This window comes from Aeromonas sp. QDB20 (genome assembly GCF_027707805.1).
Lineage (GTDB): Bacteria > Pseudomonadota > Gammaproteobacteria > Enterobacterales > Aeromonadaceae > Aeromonas > Aeromonas dhakensis.
In genome coordinates this window covers 371,407-391,755 of record NZ_JAPCJC010000002.1, presented here as the reverse complement: position 1 = coordinate 391,755, position 20,349 = coordinate 371,407, and the positions used below count along the sequence as shown (strand labels likewise).

Annotated in this window: 17 protein-coding genes and 3 tRNA genes; 8 read left to right on the top strand and 12 right to left on the bottom strand. The window is 63.6% G+C overall.

Features of this window, described 5'->3' with window-relative positions; all coding sequences use genetic code 11:
- Positions 1–65 precede the first annotated feature (65 nt).
- The gene (gene cmoM / locus PG897_RS03585; protein WP_010634083.1) at positions 66–842 is read right to left on the bottom strand and encodes a tRNA uridine 5-oxyacetic acid(34) methyltransferase CmoM; all 777 of its coding nucleotides are present in this window, start codon (positions 840–842) and stop codon (positions 66–68) included.
- Positions 843–943: 101 nt separating this feature from the next.
- On the opposite strand from cmoM, the gene elyC reads away from it, so the two are divergent.
- From elyC to PG897_RS03565, 4 genes are all read left to right on the top strand, one after another.
- The gene (elyC, locus tag PG897_RS03580) at positions 944–1,714 is read left to right on the top strand and encodes an envelope biogenesis factor ElyC (protein WP_005300514.1); all 771 of its coding nucleotides are present in this window, start codon (positions 944–946) and stop codon (positions 1,712–1,714) included.
- A gap of 135 nt (positions 1,715–1,849) precedes the next feature.
- Positions 1,850–2,605 carry a triose-phosphate isomerase gene (tpiA, locus tag PG897_RS03575; RefSeq protein WP_011706224.1) on the top strand — a complete coding sequence of 252 codons (756 nt, stop codon included), beginning with the start codon at positions 1,850–1,852 and terminating at the stop codon, positions 2,603–2,605.
- Between the two features lie 147 nt (positions 2,606–2,752).
- Positions 2,753–3,724 (top strand): 6-phosphofructokinase, encoded by a 972-nt coding sequence (pfkA, locus tag PG897_RS03570; protein WP_005300508.1) that lies wholly within the window; start codon positions 2,753–2,755, stop codon positions 3,722–3,724.
- A 1,174-nt stretch (positions 3,725–4,898) separates the two neighbouring features.
- The gene (locus tag PG897_RS03565) at positions 4,899–6,155 is read left to right on the top strand and encodes a M20 family metallo-hydrolase (RefSeq protein ID WP_270828738.1); all 1,257 of its coding nucleotides are present in this window, start codon (positions 4,899–4,901) and stop codon (positions 6,153–6,155) included.
- 82 nt (positions 6,156–6,237) lie between these two features.
- Here the strand turns inward: PG897_RS03565 and yjjG are convergent, their stop codons facing one another.
- The 5 genes from yjjG to PG897_RS03540 form a co-directional block, all read right to left on the bottom strand.
- Positions 6,238–6,918 carry a pyrimidine 5'-nucleotidase gene (yjjG, locus tag PG897_RS03560; RefSeq protein ID WP_270828737.1) on the bottom strand — a complete coding sequence of 227 codons (681 nt, stop codon included), beginning with the start codon at positions 6,916–6,918 and terminating at the stop codon, positions 6,238–6,240.
- An 8-nt stretch (positions 6,919–6,926) separates the two neighbouring features.
- Entirely contained in the window at positions 6,927–8,423 is a 1,497-nt protein-coding gene (locus PG897_RS03555; protein ID WP_017787987.1) for a M17 family metallopeptidase, read from the bottom strand.
- Between the two features lie 171 nt (positions 8,424–8,594).
- Positions 8,595–8,670, bottom strand: a tRNA-Met gene (locus PG897_RS03550).
- Between the two features lie 11 nt (positions 8,671–8,681).
- Positions 8,682–8,758, bottom strand: a tRNA-Met gene (locus PG897_RS03545).
- Positions 8,759–8,850: 92 nt separating this feature from the next.
- A tRNA-Met gene (locus PG897_RS03540) sits at positions 8,851–8,927 on the bottom strand.
- 196 nt (positions 8,928–9,123) lie between these two features.
- Here PG897_RS03540 and glgX point away from each other — a divergent pair.
- Positions 9,124–11,187: a glycogen debranching protein GlgX gene (glgX, locus tag PG897_RS03535; protein ID WP_024943379.1), complete on the top strand. Its 2,064-nt coding sequence runs from the start codon at positions 9,124–9,126 to the stop codon at positions 11,185–11,187.
- Positions 11,188–11,269: 82 nt separating this feature from the next.
- Here glgX and PG897_RS03530 read toward each other — a convergent pair whose 3' ends face one another.
- From PG897_RS03530 to PG897_RS03520, 3 genes are all read right to left on the bottom strand, one after another.
- The gene (locus PG897_RS03530; RefSeq protein WP_024943378.1) at positions 11,270–11,989 is read right to left on the bottom strand and encodes a hypothetical protein; all 720 of its coding nucleotides are present in this window, start codon (positions 11,987–11,989) and stop codon (positions 11,270–11,272) included.
- Positions 11,990–12,106: 117 nt separating this feature from the next.
- Complete coding sequence (locus tag PG897_RS03525; RefSeq protein WP_017780171.1) at positions 12,107–13,744, bottom strand: ATP-dependent endonuclease; 1,638 nt, start codon at positions 13,742–13,744, stop codon at positions 12,107–12,109.
- 261 nt (positions 13,745–14,005) lie between these two features.
- Positions 14,006–14,893 (bottom strand): helix-turn-helix domain-containing protein, encoded by an 888-nt coding sequence (locus PG897_RS03520; protein ID WP_017780172.1) that lies wholly within the window; start codon positions 14,891–14,893, stop codon positions 14,006–14,008.
- Between the two features lie 167 nt (positions 14,894–15,060).
- Here PG897_RS03520 and PG897_RS03515 point away from each other — a divergent pair, with 167 nt between their 5' ends.
- Both PG897_RS03515 and PG897_RS03510 read left to right on the top strand, forming a co-directional pair.
- Complete coding sequence (locus tag PG897_RS03515) at positions 15,061–15,978, top strand: DMT family transporter (RefSeq protein ID WP_024943377.1); 918 nt, start codon at positions 15,061–15,063, stop codon at positions 15,976–15,978.
- Between the two features lie 52 nt (positions 15,979–16,030).
- Positions 16,031–16,894 (top strand): LysR family transcriptional regulator, encoded by an 864-nt coding sequence (locus PG897_RS03510; protein ID WP_024943376.1) that lies wholly within the window; start codon positions 16,031–16,033, stop codon positions 16,892–16,894.
- Between the two features lie 59 nt (positions 16,895–16,953).
- On the opposite strand, the gene PG897_RS03505 is transcribed toward PG897_RS03510, so the two are convergent.
- Together PG897_RS03505 and PG897_RS03500 are read right to left on the bottom strand one after the other, a co-directional pair.
- On the bottom strand, positions 16,954–17,733 hold the full coding sequence (locus PG897_RS03505; RefSeq protein ID WP_010634092.1) for a TSUP family transporter: 780 nt from the start codon (positions 17,731–17,733) through the stop codon (positions 16,954–16,956).
- A 207-nt stretch (positions 17,734–17,940) separates the two neighbouring features.
- Entirely contained in the window at positions 17,941–18,705 is a 765-nt protein-coding gene (locus PG897_RS03500; protein ID WP_270828736.1) for a tRNA-uridine aminocarboxypropyltransferase, read from the bottom strand.
- A gap of 166 nt (positions 18,706–18,871) precedes the next feature.
- On the opposite strand from PG897_RS03500, the gene PG897_RS03495 reads away from it, so the two are divergent.
- The gene (locus PG897_RS03495; protein ID WP_024943375.1) at positions 18,872–19,285 is read left to right on the top strand and encodes a VOC family protein; all 414 of its coding nucleotides are present in this window, start codon (positions 18,872–18,874) and stop codon (positions 19,283–19,285) included.
- A 60-nt stretch (positions 19,286–19,345) separates the two neighbouring features.
- Here the strand turns inward: PG897_RS03495 and PG897_RS03490 are convergent, their stop codons facing one another.
- Positions 19,346–20,335 carry a D-alanine--D-alanine ligase gene (locus PG897_RS03490; protein ID WP_005300471.1) on the bottom strand — a complete coding sequence of 330 codons (990 nt, stop codon included), beginning with the start codon at positions 20,333–20,335 and terminating at the stop codon, positions 19,346–19,348.
- Between the last annotated feature and the right edge of the window lie 14 nt (positions 20,336–20,349).

Here is a 20,349-nt window from a genome sequence, read left to right as displayed (position 1 = left end):
CTCGTTGTTGTATTGGGCGCAAAGCCTTGCGCGCGGCTACATCCGGTAGCATCGAAAAAAGGGGCTCAGCCAGCGGGTTTCTGCGCCATCACGTGGATATAGCGCCCCAGGGAGATAAACGGCTCCTGCCGGCAATATTGCTGCTCCATGGCCAGCAGATCGTCGAACTTCTCCAGCTGATCCTGCTTGTGGCGCATGTAATCGTGGATCACCCGCACCCCGGTCTTGCCGATTATCTTGAGCCCGCCCCGGCCAATCCAGTCATACACCTGCTCCGGCAGCTGGGGATTGGTGGGGGTCAGCGCCGTCTGCCGTTTCTTGCGAAGACCCAGGCGCACATAATCGAAATTGCCCACCACCAGGCTCTGGAACAGCAGGCCGTGGCGGTTGTAGAAAAGCAGCGACAGTATGCCCCCGGCATTGACGAAAGGGAACAGACCGAGCAAGGTCTGGCGCGGCTCGGCGAGCCACTCCAGCACCGCGTGACAGAGCACCAGATCGAAGGTGCCGGTCACGTGTGCTTTAAGATCCTGAATGGGGCAATGGATGAGACGAATTCTGTCTTCCAGCCCCTTCTCGGCGATCTGGCTGCGGGCCAGTGCCAGCATCTCGGCGGAGAGATCGCACAGCTCCACCTGATGGCCCATGGCCGCCAGCTTCTGGGCAAAGTAGCCAAAGCCGCCGCCCGCATCCAGGATGCGCAGGGGCCGGTTGCCAAGGCGGGCCAGGCAGGCTTCGATGTCGCTCCACACCACTGTGGTGCGGATGCGCCCCTTGGTGGAGTCATAAATGTTGCGGGCGAACTTGTCGGCCCGCCCGTCGAAACTCTGATCGTGCTTCAAGGAGAAACTCAACTTTTGCGCCACAGGCTTGTGGCCATCCCAAAAAAGAGAGGTATTCTGTCACATCCCGAATTTGCTGAAAACTCAAGGAACTCTCTGCCGTGTTTGTGCTTAAAAAGTGGCTAGGTCAGCTGCTGATGCCGCTCCCCTTCTCCGTCACCCTGCTGTTGCTGGCGCTGCTGCTGCTCTGGTTCACCCGTTTTCAGAAAACCGGCAAGCTGCTGGCGACCCTGGCCCTGCTCATCGTCGCCCTGATGGGGATGCGGCCAGTGAGCTACCAGCTGGCCCGCCCTCTGGAGCAGACCTTCCCCCCCTTCGAGGTGAGCCAGCATCCGGACATCCAGGCCATCGTCGTGCTCGGCAACGGCCATGTGAGCGACCCGGCCGTCCCTGAGCGCAGCTGGCAAAACAACATCGCCCTGGCCCGCACCCTGGAGGGGGTACGGCTGGCCCAGGCCTATCCCCAAGCGGAGCTCATCTTCTCGGGCTATGTGTCGGGGGATCCCCTCTCGAACGCCGAGGTCAACGCCCGCATGGCGGCAAGCCTCGGCATCCCTCGCTCGCGGATGACGTTGTTTGAAAACAACAAAGACACCCACGACGAGGCGGTCAGCATCAGCCGCCACCTGCAGGGCAAGCGGGTGGCGCTGGTGAGTTCGGCCACCCACCTGCCGCGGGCCATGGCGCTCTATCAGGGTCAGGGACTCAATGCCGTACCGGCTCCCACCGACTACACCGCCAAGCAGAGCCAGGTGGTGCAACCCCTCTACAGCTACCTACCCAAGGGGCGCTATCTGATGTATTCCGAGGCTGCCATTCACGAATGGATTGGGGTATGGTGGGCCCGTCTGCGGGGTCAGGTCACCGATTGAGCGATCGAGCCTTTCATTCCTGATTTGGATCAGGAAAGCGAAAAAAAATTACGTCATTTGCCGCCGGGTCAGCTATCTTGGGCTCGGTTCAATTCATATAATGTCGCGCAATCAAATGCCTAGGAGATATAGAAGATGAGACAGCACCTGGTAATGGGTAACTGGAAACTGAACGGCACCAAGGCTTCCGTCGAAGCACTGATCAAAGGACTGACCCCGGCGGCTGCCGCTCATCCTTCTGTACAAGTCGCCGTCTGCCCGCCGGTTATCTTTTTGGGTCTGGTTGAGCAGCTGACCGCCGGCAGCAAGATTGCCTACGGTGCCCAGAACGCCGACGTTCACGAGTCTGGCGCCTTCACCGGCGAAAACGCTCCGTCCATGCTCAAAGCCTTCGGTTGCACCTACTCCCTGGTCGGCCACAGCGAGCGTCGTACCCTGCACGCAGAGACCGACGATGTGGTTGCTGCCAAGTACGAAGCCATCCAGAAAGGCGGCCTGATCCCCGTGCTGTGCATCGGTGAGACTCTGGCCCAGTTCGAAGCCGGCACCACCAACTCCGTGGTCGAAACCCAGCTCAAAGCCGTGATCGATCGTTGCGGTATCGCCTCCTTCGAGAACGCCGTCGTGGCTTACGAGCCGGTATGGGCCATCGGCACCGGCAAGACCGCTACCCCGGAAATCGCGCAGGCCGTGCACGCTCACATCCGCCAGTACCTGGCCGGGTTTGATGCCGCCGTGGCTGCCAAGGTACAGATCCTGTACGGCGGCTCCGTGACCGGTGCTACCGCTGCCGACCTGTTCGGTCAGCCGGACATCGACGGCGGCCTGGTGGGCGGTGCGTCCCTGAAAGTGGACGACTTCTCCCAGATCATCGCTGGCGCGGCCAAGTAATCGGCTGCCATGGAGGGGGCGCTTGCCCCCTCCTGCGTATCGCTTTTCCTATGGCAGCCAGCGCATCCCATATGAAAGCCGATATAGTAAAAGTGGCTTGTCTCATTTAACCCTTTCGTATTCGACAACTCAGATCCAGAGGCACTCATGACCAAACAAATCAAACGTATTGGTGTTTTGACCAGTGGTGGCGACGCACCGGGTATGAACGCAGCCATTCGCGCCGTGGTGCGCGCCGGCCTGCATCATGGCCTGGAAGTCTACGGCATCTATGATGGCTACCTCGGTCTGCACCAGGACCGTATCGTCAAGCTGGAGCGCCACAGTGTCTCCGACGTGGTCAACCGTGGCGGTACCTTCCTCGGCTCCGCCCGTTTCCCGGCCTTCAAAGATCCGAAAGTGCGCGCCGAAGCGATCGAGAACCTGAAAAAACACGGCATCGACGCCCTGGTGGTGATCGGCGGTGACGGCTCCTACATGGGTGCCAAGAAGCTGACCGAAGAGGGTTTCCCCTGCATCGGCCTGCCGGGCACCATCGACAACGACATCGCCGGTACCGACTTCACCATCGGCTTTGACACCGCCCTCAACGTGGTCGTCGACGCCATCGACCGTCTGCGCGACACCTGCAGCTCCCACCACCGCATCTCCGTGGTCGAGATCATGGGCCGCCACTGCGGCGACCTGGCCATGTCTGCCGCCGTCGCCGGCGGTGCCGAGTACGTGATCGTGCCGGAAGTGGCCTTCGACAAAGAGAAGCTGCTGCAACAGATCAAGGAAGGGGAAGCCAAAGGCAAGCGCCACGCCATCATCACCATCTGTGAGCATGTCACCGACGTGAACGCCCTGGCCAAGGACATCGAGGCCATGACAGGTCGCGAAACTCGCGCCACCATCCTGGGCCACATCCAGCGCGGTGGCTCCCCGACCGCCCGCGATCGCATCATGTCCAGCCGCATGGGCGCCTTCGCCGTCGAACAGCTGCTGGCCGGTCAGGGTGGTCGCTGCGTCGGTATTCAAGGCAACGAGATGGTGCACCACGACATCATCGACTGCATCGAGAACCTGAAGCGTCCCTTCAACCAGGAGCTCTACGATCTCTCCACCACCCTGTTCTAAGCCCCGCTTGTTCAGGCTGTTGTGACAAAAAACCCTCCGCTGGAGGGTTTTTTATTGGCGCGGGCTACCTGCCGGCACGCCCGCTCCCATTCCACCCTCTGGCATGTCTGCCGTTATCCCCACCCATGGCTCCCTGCCTTCCCCTCGCCTCTTCAGGCCGCCCGGTCAGGGCGATGCAGCCAGCAAACCTCCCCACCTGCCATTGGCTCGCAGCGAAACCAGGGCCATCGCGCTGTGCAGTCAGCTCACCCTCCATGCCATCAAGTGGCCATGTACCTGCCATCAGCAGCCCCCATCAAGCCGCCAACATGCCGTGAAAAGAGTCGAACAGGATCGGTTCAATGGTTGCACGACTGTCATCAATCACAAGATTTCTGCAAATTTGCGAGCGTGCCGCCGCCAGAAGGTGGCGTCACGACAGGGAAAAATCCCCGGTGCACGACAAGAAATGCTGGGGGTAGGGAAAATGGGGCTGACAGCAGTCCAAACCATGCCAGACTCACTCCATCGCCAGCAAAACTGTCTGCTTTTGCCGACAAAATTTTAAAAAACCAAAAAAAGCCTCATATAAGACCCTGAGTGGGACACAACAAGAATAAAGATAATGCATTGATTTAATTAAATAAAAACAACATCAAATCCTAGTGCATGCCCAACACCCATCTTGAAGCTGATAAAACAGCCTTAGATTTATAAAAATGACGCTTTCGAGCGCTACGCGACAACTATGGCCACATAAATACACTTTACTATTGTTTTACTGCGCAATTGTGGTATCTTGGTTCCATCATCAGTCAGCCAAGGGAGACAATAATATGAAAGAGTTTGTGGTTACTGCCGTTTTCACCGTGTTTTTCACTCTGGTTGCCGTCTCTCTGCCGTCGCTGTCACAGCTTTGAGCCGGTTGGTTGCCCACTTCGTGATCCGCATGGGCAACGACAGGCACCAGTGCGCTGGTTAATTCACCGCATTCAGTCATTTTTGGTCGTTTCATCGAAAATGAGTGCAGACAAGGTGGTTAGCACCAGTCGGTGTATATAAACAGAGCTGTCGTGCCAAGGCAGCGTAAACAGGGGGAGCCAGTGGCTCCCCCTGTTGCATTTGTGTCTGCGGGATTTACTCTTGCCCCCCTGCCCGTCACAATATCCGCTGGATTCGCCATGCAGGAATTACCATGACACAGGATGCGCTAAGCCATTGGCGTCGTGATCTTCATCGTCTGCCCGAAGCGGCCTGGTGTGAATTTCGTACCAGCTCCCTCATCGCTCACCACCTCAATGAACTCGGTTTCTCCATCATGCTGGGTGACAAGCTGCTGGCCAGCAACCTCATCATGGGACGCAACATAGACGTGCAGGCCCAGAAGGAGCGAGCCCTGCGCCAGGGCGCCCATCCGGACTGGCTGGGCCGGATCGAAGAGATAACGGGGGTGATGGGACTGTGGGACAGCGGCCGACCGGGCCCGACCCTGGCCTTTCGCTTCGACATCGATGCGGTGGAGGTCGAGGAGAGCCAGGATGAGCTGCATCCCCCCAGCCAGGAGGGGTGGCACTCGCGCAACCCCGGCTGGATGCACGCCTGCGCCCATGATGGCCATACCGCCATCGGGCTGGTGCTGGCCAAGCGGATCGCCGCCCTCGCCGATCGACTGAACGGCCGTATCAAACTGTTCTTCCAACCCGCCGAAGAGGGGTGTCGCGGCGGCAAGGCGCTGGCCGCCGGTGGCCAGCTCGATGACGTGGATGCCCTGCTGGCGCTGCACATCGGCATTCACGCCAACAGCGGCGAGCTGGTGGTCAATCCCACCGAATTTCTCTGCTCCACCAAGTTCGACGTGGAGTTCATGGGGCGCGCCGCCCATGCGGGGCTCGAGCCCAACGCCGGCAGCAATGCGCTGGCGGCGGCCTGCATGGCCACCACCGCCATGCTCGGCATCGCCCGCCATCGCGATGGCATGACCCGCATCAACGTGGGCCAGCTCCATGCGGGCAGTGGCCGCAACGTGATCCCGGGCCATGCCCTGCTGCAGGGAGAGACCCGGGGCGCCACACCGGCCCTCAACGACTACATGTTCAGCCAGGTGCAGCAGATGGTGGAAGGGGCGGCCATGATGCAGGGTGCCACCTACCTCATTCGCAAGCAGGGAGAGGCCATCGGCATCGACAACAGCCCGGCCCTGCTTGAGGAGATCATCCCGCTCGCCCAGGCGCTCAAGCTGGAGACCATTCACACCCGCCGCTTCGGCGCCAGCGAGGATGCGGGCTTTCTTATCGAGCGGGTGCAACGTAACGGTGGCCAAGCGGCCTACCTGATCCTGGGGGCCAATCTGGCGGCGCCCCATCATCACCCGGAGTTCGACTTCGACGAAGCTGTGCTGGCCCCCGGCGTGGCACTGCTGGAGTCCTGGTTGCTGGCCCGCCTCGCCCGCTAGCAAGAGCCGGATACAAACAAGGCAGCCCGTGGGCTGCCTTGTTTTTTTCACTTCCCCTGCGCAGCAGAGGCAGATGGCGTTCCTATTCGCCCAGCACGATGGCCGAGAGGTGGGCGAAGTGGTGGATCTCGTGGGTCGCCTCGCTCGGACCATCCTGACGGGCCGGGTTGTACCAGCAGGTCGCCAGCCCCTGGGCCGCGGCACCGGCAATATCGGTCTTGGGGTTGTCCCCCACCATCAGCACCCGCGCCGGACTCGGCTGTCCCATCAGTGCCAGCGCGTGCTGGAAGATGGCCGGCGCCGGCTTGGTCACCTGCACCTCGTCCGAGATCACCAGCGGTTCGAACCAGGCCTGCCAGCCCAGCTTGTCGAGGCGCCCGCGCTGGGGCAGGCTGAAACCGTTGGTGATGATCCCCATCTTCACCTTGCTCTTCAGCGCCTGCAGAGTCTCCTCTACCCCCTCCAGCGGCACGCTCAAGGCGATGATCTGCCGCAGGAAGGTGTCATTCATCGCCATCGGCGCCACGTCCACCTGCTCGGCAAAGAGGGAGAAACGGGTCTGTTGCAGGTGGACGGCATCGATCTCGCCAGAGTTGTACTGCTGCCAGAGCCGGTGGTTGAGGGCATGGTACTCCGCCATCTTGGGCGGAGTCGGCGTCACGCCGTAAATGTGCAGTGTCTGCTCCAGCGCCTGAGCGACCGGGAAATCGACCAGGGTTTCATCCAGATCGAACAACACCCAGTCATAACTTGGTTCTTTCACGGGATCCCTTACTGTTCTGGTTGATCAAGTTCATTGCGCCGCCCCAGCGGGCCGGCCAGCAGTTCCAGCGTCAATCTGACCCCGAAACCGGTCACCTCGCTGCTGACTACGCCATTGCCGCCCTTGTTGCGAAAACCACTCAAGTCGAGGTGCAGCCAGGGGGTCTGGGCAGGCACGAAGCGGCTGAGGAAGCGGGCCGCATCGATGTGATCCGGCGAGGCGCCGGGCGCACACTGTAACAGATCGGCCCACTCGCTATCGAGGTTGTCGTCGTAATCCTCATCCAGCGGGAAGGGCCAGACTCGCTCACCGCTGCGCTGACCCAGGCTGATCAGCTCGCTCAGCCACTGGGGCCGGTTGGTGAAGGCGCCACTGTAGCGGCTGCCGAGCGCCCGCTTGCAGGCCCCGGTCAGGGTGGCGTAGTCGATCAGCAGATCCGGGTTGTCCTGCACCGCCATGCTGAGGGTGTCAGCCAGCACCATGCGTCCCTCGGCATCGGTATCCACCACCTCAATGGTGGTGCCATTGAGGGCGGTCACCACCTCCCCCGGCCGGTAGGCGAGCGGGCCTATGTGGTTCTCGGCGATGGCGAGCCAGCAGTGCACCTCGTAGGGCAGCCTGGCCCGGCTGATGGCGTGAAGCGTGCCCAGCGCCACCGCACTGCCCCCCATGTCCAGATGCATGCCGTACATGCTGCCGGAGACCTTGAGGTTGTAGCCGCCCGAGTCGTGACAGATCCCCTTGCCCACCAGGGCCACTCGCCGCACCGCATTGGGTGGGCAGTAGCTCAACTTGACCATGGCGGCCTGGTTGTCTTCCGAGCCGCGTGCCACCGCGATGAAGGCACCGGCCCCCTGCTCGGCCAGCTGGGCCTGATCGTACTCATGCCACTGCCACCCCTCGCTCTGGGCCAGCTGACGTACCCATTCGCGGTAGCTGCGGGCGGTCAGATCGGAAGCGGGCGACACCGCCAGATGGCGGGCGATGCCGTTGCCCTCGGCCTCGGCATAGATCCGCGCCAGATCCAGCACGCAATTGGGAGAGAGCGCAATCTGCTGATAGCGCCAGGGATCTTCGCTGCGATGCTTGTGGCTTGGCAGCGGCACGTTGGCCGCCAGCAGGGTGGCCAGCGCCAGTTCAGCCAGGAGAGTGGTGTCGGCCTCGTCAAACCCCTCCAGGTGCAGCCCCAGGCGCTCAATCTTGAGGCCGGCCAGCGGCGCAACCCAGCTGCGCACCTGCTTGTAGAGGGCATGATCGCGAGAGGGACGAGCCGGCAGGAAGACCAGCAGTTGCAGGGTATTGTGCAGCACCAGGCTGTAGGGGGCTTTCTGCCCCAGTGCGATCTGGGCGCTGACGGCGGCAAGCTCGGGCAGGGCCAGCAAGCTCTCGCGCCGCTCTTCGGCACAGATCAGCAGGTTGGCGGCCAGGCCATTGGTGAGGACGGCAGCAAGGCTGGCGTCGTGAATGTCAATCTGCGGCGGCAGATAAGTAAATGGTTGCATCATCGGGCAAGGCCCTCGTCCATGAAGAGATACCAGAGATGATACCCAACAAAGCGGGGTCACAGCCAGATTGCACTTGAAAATCAATATCAAGCGTGAAGGCGACACGAAGCAAAAAGACCGCGAAGGCGGCTGGATGACAAGCTGGGGATTGGCGTAATAGAGAAAGGAAGTTGGTTGCGGGGGCCGGATTTGAACCGACGACCTTCGGGTTATGAGCCCGACGAGCTACCGAGCTGCTCCACCCCGCNCACAAATAGTTGGTTGCGGGGGCCGGATTTGAACCGACGACCTTCGGGTTATGAGCCCGACGAGCTACCGAGCTGCTCCACCCCGCGTCCGTATTTTTTCGTTCAGGCTGAGCAGTAGCCTGTTCGAATTCTCTTGTTTATCAACACATTGTGAAACAAGGTTGATGCAAGAACTCAGATGGTTGCGGGGGCCAGATTTGAACTGACGACCTTCGGGTTATGAGCCCGACGAGCTACCGGGCTGCTCCACCCCGCGTCTGAGGTCGCCAATAATAGGCGCCGGCGCTCAGATTGCAAGTAAATATCCTAAAAAAACTTCATTCGTAGATTAAACCGGCATAAATCGCAGGAATTTGCAACAGAGCGCGGTTTTTTCAGGCAGGCAGCTTGTGGGCCAAGCTGGCGCACTACACTCAGATGGTTTGTAACTCCTCGTTTTGGGTAGGTTTATCATGCGCATCTCCGCCGGTCATTGCCGTCAATTGGGGGCCACACCCGAGCACGACGGCGTCAACTTCGCCATCTGGGCCCGTCTTGCCAGCCGGGTCGAACTGCTGCTGTTTGCCAGCGCCGACGATGCCACGCCGGAAGTGATCCCCCTCTCCCCCCGCCTCAACCGCACCGCCTACTACTGGCACATCCATATAGAGGGGATCGGGCTGGGTCAGCGCTACGCCTATCGCATCCAGGGCCCCTGGCGCCCCTACTACGGCACCCGCTTCGATGCCGACAAGGTGCTGCTGGACCCTTATGGTCGCAGCATCGAGCTGGGCGCCAACTACGATCGCTGGGCGGCGGCCCGCCCCGGCAGCAACCTGGCCTGCTGCGCCAAGAACCGGGTAGTGGATACCCGAAACTACGACTGGGAGGGGGACAAGCTGCCTGCCCACTCCCTCTCCCGCTCGGTGATCTACGAGCTGCACCTGGGGGGCTTTACCAAGTCACCGGACTCGGGGGTCGACCCCGCCCTGCGTGGCACCTACCTCGGCCTTATCGAGAAGATCCCCTACCTGCAATCCCTCGGCGTCACCGCAGTCGAGCTGCTGCCGGTGTTCCAGTTCGATCCCCAGGATGCCCCCAGGGGGCTCTCCAACTACTGGGGCTACAGCCCCATGTCGTTCTTCGCCCCCCACGCCCAGTACGCCAGCGGCGAGGATCCCCTCACCGAGTTTCGCGACATGGTCAAAGCGCTGCACCGCGCCAACATCGAGGTGATCCTGGACGTGGTCTACAACCACACCGCCGAGGGGGGCGACGATGGCCCCACCTTCTCGTTTCGCGGCATCGACAACGAGGCTTACTACATTCTCGATGCCAATCAGAAGGACACCAACTACTCGGGCTGCGGCAACACCTTCAACGGTGCCCACCCGGTGGTGCTGCGCATGATCATGGACAGCCTCCACTTCTGGCGACAGGAGATGCACGTGGACGGTTTTCGTTTCGACCTGGCGGCCATCCTGTCGCGGGACGAATCGGGCCAGCCCCAGGCCAATGCGCCGACCCTGCGCACCATCGATACGGATCCCCGCATCGCCGACATCAAGCTCATCGCCGAGGCCTGGGATGCGGGGGGCCTCTATCAGGTGGGCAGCCTGGCCGGCGCCCGCTGGCGCGAGTGGAACGGCCAGTTCAGGGACGACGTGCGCCGCTTCCTGCGCGGGGATGACAACGCAGTGATGGCGTTCGTGGAGCGGCTGTGCGGCAGCCCGGACATCTACCACTATCACCACGCCGATCCGGAGAAGAGCATCAACTTCGTCACCTGCCACGACGGCTTCACCCTGTGGGACTGGACCAGCTACAACGGCAAACACAACGAGGCCAACGGCGAGCAGAACCGGGATGGCTGCGATCACAACTTCAGCTGGAACCACGGCCAGGAGGGGCCGAGCGAGGATCCCCAGATCAACGCCCTGCGCACTCGTCAGGCCAAGAACATGATGGTGGCCACCCTGCTATCGGTGGGATCCCCCATGCTGCTGATGGGGGACGAGGTGCTGCGCAGCCAGCACGGCAACAACAACGGTTACTGCCAGGACAACGACACCTGCTGGATGCACTGGCAGCCCGATGCCAGGGGGCAGGAGATGTTCCGCTTCATGAAGGAGCTGATCCAATATCGCAAGCACCTGTTCCAGCGCCCGGAGCAGGAGAGCATGCCGCTGTCGCTGACCGAGATCCTGCGCCACAGCGAGATCTGCTGGCACGGGGTCAACGCCGCCCAGCCGGACTTCGGCCCCCACTCCCACGCCATCGCCATGTCAGCCCTGTCGAGCGAAACCCGGCTGGCCCTCTACGTGCTGTTCAACGCCTACTGGGAGCCGCTCACCTTCAACCTGCCAAGCCCCCCCAAGGGGGTCGGTGGCTACTGGCGCCGGATCCTGGATACCGCCCTGCCCTCGCCCGAGGACATCAGCACCTTCGGCATGCCGCTCGAAGGGTTGACCCGGGAGTACCTGGCCCAGCCGCGCAGCAGCTGCCTCTTCATCTGCGGCGCCGACGACTTCTACTAGAGGCCGCACACCAGGGCCGCAAACAGCCAGCAAAAAGCCCACCCCGGTTGCCCGGGGTGGGCTTTTTCATGATGCCGGTCGGTCAGGCCAGCTGGTGCAGCACGCTGGTCGCCGCGATCTGGGCGATGATGAGGCCGCACAGGGCGGTGGAGACCACCACCGGCGCCGTCTCCTGCTGGCGATAGAGCGGGCTGAACCAGAGCAGCAGGGCGGCGATCAGCAGGGCCGCCTGGGTCAGTACGCCGGGGATCAGGGCGTCGAGGCCGGCGCCGCTCCCCTGCCAGCCCACCAGCACCGCCAGCCAGAGCAGGCTCAGGATGGCGGCCACCAGCCCGGCCAGCGGCAACAGGGTGTTGAACGCCTGCAGACGGTGACGGGCCCGCAGCAGCATCAGATGGGCGAAGGCCGCCCCCAGCAGCACCATCTGCAGCAGGCCGCCAAGCCAGCCCTGGATCTGCAGCAAACCGATGCCATAGACCAGCAGCGGCACCGCCGGCAGCCAGAACAGAGTGGCCGGGATGGCGCGCTTGCCCTCCAGCCTGGACTGGGCCAGCGACAGCACCACTCCCAGGATCAGGGCTGCGCCGCCACTCCAGATCAGCCAGTCGGCCGCCTTGGCCTCCACCGCCAGCATCAGGGAGAGGCCGGTGATCACCCAGACCGAGAAGATCTGGGTGGTGATCCGCGAGCGCTGGCCCGGGCAGAGATCACCGCGCCAGAGCACCAGGCCCAGGGCGATGAGGGCCCCCAGCGCCATCAGGCCGGTCAGGGGAAAGAGCCAAAAAGAGAGTTGGACGAACATGACGCCTCCAGCAGCAAGAATTCAGAACGCGCCGATGGCGCCGGATGAAGGGGCCGAGTATACCCAAAGCCGCCGTCATCCCCAATCCCTGCCGCGCATCAGCCTACGACGAAGGGCTCAGCTCTGGCCGCGGGCCAGCGCCACCACCCGGGCGAACATCTGGCGCAGCACCGGCGGGATGTGCTCGCCGCCGAGCCGCTCCGCCTCCTCCACCACCGCCAGCGCCATGCCAGGCTTGCTGCGATGATGAATCGCCTTGTTGATAATGCGCCCGGCGTTGAGGGTCGAGCGCCCCCCGACGCCAGCTTCACGCCGGAATACCGCCTCGAAGCCGTTGTGGTAGAGGTAGTGCTCTATGTCCGCCGCCGGCAACTGGGTCAGCCTGTCCCGCTCCCGCTCCCCCTTGAGCAGGGAGCGCGCCGAGGTGGCGTATTTGACCCCCGCCTCGTCGCCGTCGGTGAGCAGATGCCACTCGATGCCAAAGTCGCGCGCCACCTTGATAAGGGGTGACTGACCACACTGGGCGAACTCGATGATCCGCACCCCCTCCGCCCGCAGGCTGTAGCCGCAGATCTGGGCGAGCTCGGAGAGCAGCCAGATCTCGGTCTCCCCCTCCACCAGCAGCCAGCAGCGGGCAAACATCGACATGGGGCGGTTGATGCGCACGTGGAAGGCAATCTTGCGCAGATCGTCGCTGCTGTAGCGCTCGCCCCCCAATTGATGACAGAGGATGTCCTGCTGGCGGCGCACCAGCCGGCGGATCTGGTTGAGGGGCAGCGAGGAGAGCAGATCCCCCGAATTGGTGGTGAGCAGCTTCTGCCCCGGCAGCTGTTCCAGCAGGCCCCAGGCCAGCGCCAGCATGGTGGGGTGCAGGCGGCTCTCCGGATCTTCCAGGATCATGATGGGGCGCGCCCCCTGCTCCAGCTCCCGGTTGCCCCGCGCCTGCAGCAGGGTGGCCGCCATGCCCGCCATCGCCAGTTGCAGCGCCCGGTTGTCGGCATTGCGCAGCAGCGCCTGCAGATTGCCGGGATTGCGCAGGGTCATGGGGCGGTTGACGATCTCCCGCTGGCTGCGCGGCTTGTTCTTGATGGGGGCCAGCGCGTTGAAGTAGTGATCCATCAGCTGGCGTACCGCCTGCAGCGCCTCCTTGAGCTCGGGCTCGCCGATGCGCTGGGGCTCATCGATCAGCTTGTCGGCCAGCTCGCTCAGCCGCAGCTCGGAGAGATCCCCCCACTGCAGGGTCTCCACCCCGTTGCGGGCGGTACGGGCATCTCGCAGCCGGAACACCGGGTTCATGGTGATGAGCAGACAGACCAGCTCGTGGGCATTGTCGATGGCCAGGCTCTTGCCGATGCCATCGAGAAAGTCGTGGGTGGTGGTGACGGAGCCGTCGCTCTGCAGCTCGGCGCTGGCGCGGTAGTGAATGCGGTGAAACTTGTCCTTGTGCTTGATCCAGGCGGCGCCGAGGCGGGCCAGTCGCTGGGAATGCAGGCACATCTGGGGCCTGTGCTCGCTGAAGGTGAGCACCAGTTGCAGGTGGCGGGCCGGCTCGAGCTCGGGATCTTCGGGCTGATGGAAGTCATCGCTGCTGAACTGGTAGGGCTCGGCATCCTGGCCTAGCAGACACCAGAGGGCGCGCAACAGGCTGGACTTGCCCCAGGCGTTCTCGCCGATGAGCACTGTGGTGTGGTCCAGCCCGAGCGAGAGGCGATTTATTCCGCGAAAACCTTTGACTTCAATGCGTTCCAGAAACATGCGGCCATATCCAGTCCATCCTGATGGCGCAATAGTGGCAAAGTTGTCGGGAAAATCCTATCGGGTCGTGGCGATTTTCAGCGGGAACTGTGAGGAACGAGCGGTTCGGGGACGGGGGCGCCGGCAAGTCGGCCCTGGGGGGCGTTCCAGTGGCTGAACCAGAGGTGGCGGGTGCGAGTCTGACGTTTGCGATGATTCAAGGGCATCTCCTGTGCGGGTTGAAGGAACGAGGCTCCCCCTCGTTGCCAACCAATCTGCCGCTTATCTGTGACAGGAGGATGACAGCTGGCTGCGCCACTGACCCGGGGTGAGACCAAACGCCTCGCGAAAGCGGTTGCCAAGGTGGGCCTGGGACGAGAAACCGCACTGGATGGCGATGCTGGCCAGGGAGTCGGCGCCGGCCAGCAGCTGCTTGGCCCGCTTGAGCCGCAGCCCCAGCAGGTAGCGGTGGGGCGGGCAGCCCAGGCTCTGGCCGAACATGCGGGCGAAGTGGTATTCGCTCAGACCCGCCTCCTGCGCCAGCTCGGCCAGGGTGACAGGCTCCGCCAGATGGGCCAGCAGGTACTCCTGCACCCGCCGGATCACCGCCGGTGCCAGCCCGCCGCGCACCTCGGGCAGCGGCGGCGCCTCCCGGGTGTGGTGGCGATAGGCGTGCAGCATCAGCATCCAGGCGCCGTGAGAGAGCGCCATCCTGTCCACCTGGTGCTGCCAGTCCAGCTGCATCAGCTGGCCCTGCACCAGGCTGGCGGCCAGCGGATCGTCGATGAAGGTCTTGTCCTCCAGCAGCAGGTGGCGCCCCTCCTTGTCGCACACCTCTTCGGCGATGCGAGTCAGGTGGGCCGGGGTGAAGTAGAGGTGGAAGAAGCGAAACTCCTCGCGCACCAGCCACTCGGACCTGTGGTGATCCGGCATGATGCACACCTTGCCGGTACCGCCGTGACCGCCCGGGCCGTCCAGCCGCTCGGTCTGCTCGCCCCCCTGCAGGTAGACGCTCAGGGTATGGTGGCCCGGCTTGTGATAGCGGGTCTGATCGTAACAGTTGCGCCAGCTGGCGACGCCAAGGCCAGGTTCCAGCCAGCAGGCGTTCTCCAGTCGCGCGCCCGTGCTGACCAGTGCATCGAATACTCCCGCCGGCTTAGTCTGCAGCACCCGCTCTGTTCCTCTTGTTGCTTGCCTGATGGCCCCTGTGCGCCATCTTAACGCGGCGCGGCGGCAAAGGCTGCGGCTGCCCGTAAAAAACCGCAAGATGGTGTAAGCCCGCCGCCACCGCCCGCTGCATGCTGATCCCATGTCGTACTCATCTCACCGGATACCCCATGAACCTGATGCTCTATCTTGCCACCGTCCTTATCTGGGGCAGCACCTGGATCGCCATCGCCTGGCAGCTCGGCCCCATCCCCATCGAGGTTTCGGTGCTCTATCGTTTCGCCCTGGCGGCGCTGGCGCTGTTTGCCCTGCTCACGGTGAGCGGCAAGTTCCCGCGCCTGCCCTGGGCGGGCCAGCGTTATGCCGCCCTGCTCGGCGCCCTGCTTTTTTCCACCAACTTTCTCTGCTTCTACCACGCCACCCTCTATATCCCGAGCGGCATGTCGGCGGTGATCTTCGCCAGCGCCAGCATCTTCAACGGCCTCAACCTCTGGCTGTTCGAGGGTAAAAGACCCGGCCTGCGCTGGTTGCAAGGATCCTTGCTGGGGCTTGTCGGCACCCTGTTGCTGTTCTGGCCCGTGCTGGCGGATGCGCAACTGGGTGCAAACGGCTGGAAGGGGCTGCTGTTTGCCTGCGGTGGCACCCTCTGCTTCTCGCTCGGCAACCTGGTCTCGGCCCGCGGCCAGCGCCAGGGCTATCACGTGCTGCAGATGGTGCCCTGGGGCATGGTCTACGGCGTGGGGCTGCTGCTGGGCTGGGTCACCCTGCTCGGTCAGTCGCTGACGCTGCCCACCGATCCGCGCTACCTGGCGGCCATGGTCTATCTGGCCATCTTCGGCTCCGTCATCGCCTTCACCGCCTACCTCACCCTGGTGGGGCGCATCGGCCCCAGCAAGGCGGCCTACGCCACCGTGCTGTTCCCTCTGGTGGCGCTGACCCTGTCCACCTTCTACGAGGGGTTCGTCTGGCAGCCGGTGTCGGTGGTCGGCGTGGTGGTGAGCCTCATCGGCAACCTGGTGATCTTCGCCCCGCCCGTCAAGGCGTGGCGCTGGCCGCTGGCACGGGCTACAAACGGTACTTGCCCCTGATGCCACCAGCCCCTAAGGTAACCGCTTTCAACAGACGAGGACGGGAGAGAGCATGTTACTGGAAGGGCTGGAGACACTCTGCCTGCTGGCGAGCGAGGGCACCATGGCCAAGGTGGCCAGCCGCCTCTATATCAGCCAGTCGGCGGTCAGCAAGCGCATCGCCCAGCTGGAACAGCGCCTTGGCAAGAAGCTCATCGAGCCGGATGGACGCCACACCCGCCTCACCCCCCAGGCCAGGGAGCTGCTCACCCGGGTGGCCCCGAGCCTGGCCGAGATGAAGGGGGTGCTGACGGACAGCCAGATCCTCACCGACCAGACCCCCCTGCCCGTCGCCTGCTCCGAGACCCTGCTGGCGGGCTACCTCGCCCGCTTCATGCACGACTACCTCGAGCAGGATCCCCATATCGCCCTCTCCACCCACCACACGCCGGTGATCCTGGCCCGGGTGCGCGGCGGCGACGCCCTGCTCGGCATCTGCGCCGGGCGCCTGCCCCCCGGCCACGGCCTGTGCACCGAGCGGCTGCTGGAGGAGCCCTTCTATCTGGTGGGGAACGCGGCGTCCGAGCACCAAGAAGAGAGTGCCGAGCGGCTGCAACCCATCCTCACCATGGATCTGGACAACCCCTCCAACCGCTATCTGCGTGAGCCGCTGGCGGCCCTTGGCCTGACCCCGGCCATGGAGCTCGACTCCTACCTGGCGCTGATCGAGCTGGCCAAGGCGGGGATAGGCCCCGTGCTGCTGCCGGCCGGCCTGCTGGCCCTGGTGGGCGAGCAAGGGGCGCAGGCCCGTCCCCTGCCGGGGCTGGGGCGCCCGCTCCACCTGGTCTACCGGCCAAACAGCCTCAAGCGCGAGCGCATTGCCCGCCTGGTGCAGGCCCTGCAGGCCCATTTCCGGCAGCTGACGGCGCAGGGCTGAAAAACAAGAGGGCCCGATCCAGCGGATCGGGCCCTCTCTATGATCCCTTGTGCAAGGCGTCAGCCCAGCCAGGCAAAGAGCTCGGGATACTGGCTCCACACCAGCTTGACGGACATCAAGAGGGAGACGGTCACCAGCAGCGGCTTGATGAGCTTGACCCCCTTCTTGAGCACCAGCTTGGAGCCCATGCGGGCCCCGATGAACTGCCCCAGCGCCATGCACAGGCCGACGCTCCACACCACCTTGCCCCCCAGGGTGAAGAATAGCAGGGAGGCGATGTTGGAGGTGAAGTTGAGCAGCTTGGTGTGAGCGGTGGCCCGCGCCATGCCAAAGCCCGCCAAAGCCACGAAGCCGATGGCAAAGAACGAGCCTGTGCCCGGCCCGAAGAAGCCGTCATAGAAACCCACGCCACCGCCCACCAGCAGGGCGAATGCCATGGGAGTGAGGCGGCGCTGGCTCTCCGCATCGCTCACCCGGGGGGAGAAGTAGAAGTAGCAGGCAAACGCCATCAGCAGGAAGGGCAGCAGCCGCTCCAGGATGGCGGCATCTATGGTCTGCACCGCCAGGGTGCCGATGGCCGCGCCGATGAAGGTGCAGATGACCGCCGGCCAGATGATGGCCCACTCCAGCAGCCCCTTGCGGGCATAAAACCAGGTGGCGGAGAAGGAGCCGAAACTGCTCTGCAGCTTGTTGGTGCCAAGCACCAGGGCCGGCGGCATGCCGGTGGCGAGCAGGGCGGGCACCGTCAGCAGGCCCCCGCCGCCGGCAATGGCATCGATGAAGCCGGCCACCAGGGCCACGCCAAACAGGGCAAGCAGGGTAAAGAGTTCCAGTTCCATCCATCGCCTCGCGAAATTGACCGGGGCCCGCAAGGGCCCGCACAGCGCAGGCTCGCCATGAGCCTGATAAACACCGCAGGTCGCTATCCTAATGGGGCTTGGCTCATGACGCCAACGAAACGGTGGCAGGCAATTGATTCCTGATTTTCATCAGTCAACCGCCCCATGAAGTGGCTGGCACGCGTGCGGTCCCCTCGCCCGCCTTGATCAGGCCGCGTCGGGCGCGCAGCAGGTCACTCCATCGGCCTTGAGGTCGGCCAGCGCCTGCTGCAGATGGGCCTCATCCTCGCCGGGAGCCCGGCTGACCCGGCCCACCATGTAGCGGCTGCTGAAGAGATTGAACCACAGCTGCAGCGCCTGCCCCGCCGCCAGCTCGCCGGCCACTTCCAGCACGCAGGCTGCCACCTCGGCGGTGCAGAGGTGCTCGTCGCAGTGGGCCACTCGCATGCCATAGGTGGAGAGCGCATCCGGCTTGATGGAGAGCACCGGAAAACCGTCCAGATAGGGGCTCTTGTTGAACATCTTGCGCGCCTCGGGCCAGGTGCCGTCCAGCAGGATGAAGAGCGGCTTCTTGCCGGGAACCGGGGTCACCACAGAAGTGAGCCGGGCCGGCTCCTTCTCGCAGGCGGGAAACACCACATAGGGTTGCCAGGCGGGATCCGCCAGCAGGGCCAGCAGCTCGGGATGGGGCTGGGTGCGCGACCAGAGAAACGCCCAGGTGGTCTGCGGCAGCACATCGGCGATGAGGCGCCCGGTATTGGAGGGCTTCATCGGTTCGCTGTCGTACATCAGCAGGCAGAAGCCGGCCTCGGCCTTGAGCTCGGGGCGCCACTCGCAGGCACACCAGTCGTGGCGCAGCTGGCAGGCTTCGCAGCGCGGCACGCTGCCGCCACGGGCGAGAAAGGGTCGGGTCGAGACGCTCTTGCGCCAGATGCGCAGGCGATTGACGGCGTGATCGGGGATTGGCTTCATGGAACGCGGCTCTGACGGTGCCTGTGGCGGGACAAAAGGGGGCAGATTGTAACGGCGCGCCCTCTGCGCAGCAAGGCCCCCCATCTGGGGCAAGCCGGGATGCTGCGCCTCTTTGATACTTGGTCGTCAATCCATGCACCCACGCATGGGACACAGGAGGACGACGATGGCAGAACAAGACATTGCCCGCGAGCACGCCCTGGCCGAAGGCACTACCTTCACCTGGCACGAGCTCTATCTCCCCGATGCCGAGGCCGGGATCCGTTTCTACACCGAGGTGCTCGGCTGGGAGAGCCAGACCATGGCGATGGAAGGCGGCGACTACCCCATGCTGGTTGCCAATGGCAGGCCGATCGCCGGCGTGCAGGCTACCCGGGGCAATCCCGAGATGGCCGGCATACCACCCCACTGGGCAACCTATATCGCGGTGGATGACGTAGATGCCAGGGTGCTCAGGGTCAACCAGCACGGCGGCAACGTGGTGGTGCCCGCCATGAACATCCCGGGGGTCGGGCGCATGGCCCTGATTGCGGATCCGCAAGGGGCGCACATCTGGCTGTTCACCCCCGACCCCATGTGATATCCCACCGCAACAACGACAGAGGGGCCCGCGGGCCCCTCTGTCGCGTTCGGCAAGCCATCAGACCGCCTTGCGCAGGATCTGCTCCAGATAGTGCGCGAAGCTGTGGCCGTGATGCTCCAGCAGTTTCGGGAACATGGAGATGGAGGTCATGCCCGGGAAGGTGTTGATCTCGTTCAGCAGGATCTCCCCCTCTTCGGTCAGGAAGAAGTCGATGCGCGACAGGTGAGTCAGTTTGAGCTGACGGAACGCCTTGAGGGCGTACTCGTGGATGGCATCGGCCTGGGCCTGGGTCAGCCCCTCGGCACGCAGCGCGGTCTCGGTGTGGCTGGCGCTGCTGTACTTCTCTTCATAGGTGTAGAACTTGTCCTGCGGCACGCAGATCTCGCCCGGGTAGGTAGCCACCAGCTCGTCACCGTACTGGTAGACCGCCACTTCCAGCTCGCGGGGCTTGACCGCTTTTTCGATCAGTACCTGCTCGGAGTAACCGAAGGCATCGGCAATGCCCTTCACCAGATCCGCTTCGTTGCTGGCGGAGTAGCAGCCGACGGAAGAGCCCTGGGAGGCTGCCTTGATGAAGACCTTGCCCCACTTGGCCAGCGCCGCTTTCGCCTCGGTCAGGCTCGCCTCGCCCTGCTCGGTCAGGAACAGATAAGGGGTGTTGGGGATGCCGAGGGCGGTGAGCCACAGCTTGGTGGTGATCTTGTTGAAGCACACCTTGCTCGCCTCGGCGTCGCAGCCCAGATAAGGCAGGCCGGCCAGCTCGAGGAAGGATTGCAGATCGCCGGTCTCACCCGGGTAGCCGTGGATGCAGGGCACCACGTAATCCACCGGACGGGCCACGCTGTCGAAAGAGAGCAGCTTGTCCAGCCCCAGCTTGCACTCGCGGCCGTCGGCGCTGAGCCAGCGGTCGGCAAACATCTCGACCCGGGTCACTTCCACGCCGGGCAGGAGAGATAGCTGTTTTTCGAGGAAATTGGCACTGCGCAGCGAGACTTCGTGTTCGGAGCCACCGCCGCCACACAGCAGCAAGACATGGATGTTCTTCATTAGATGTGATCCCT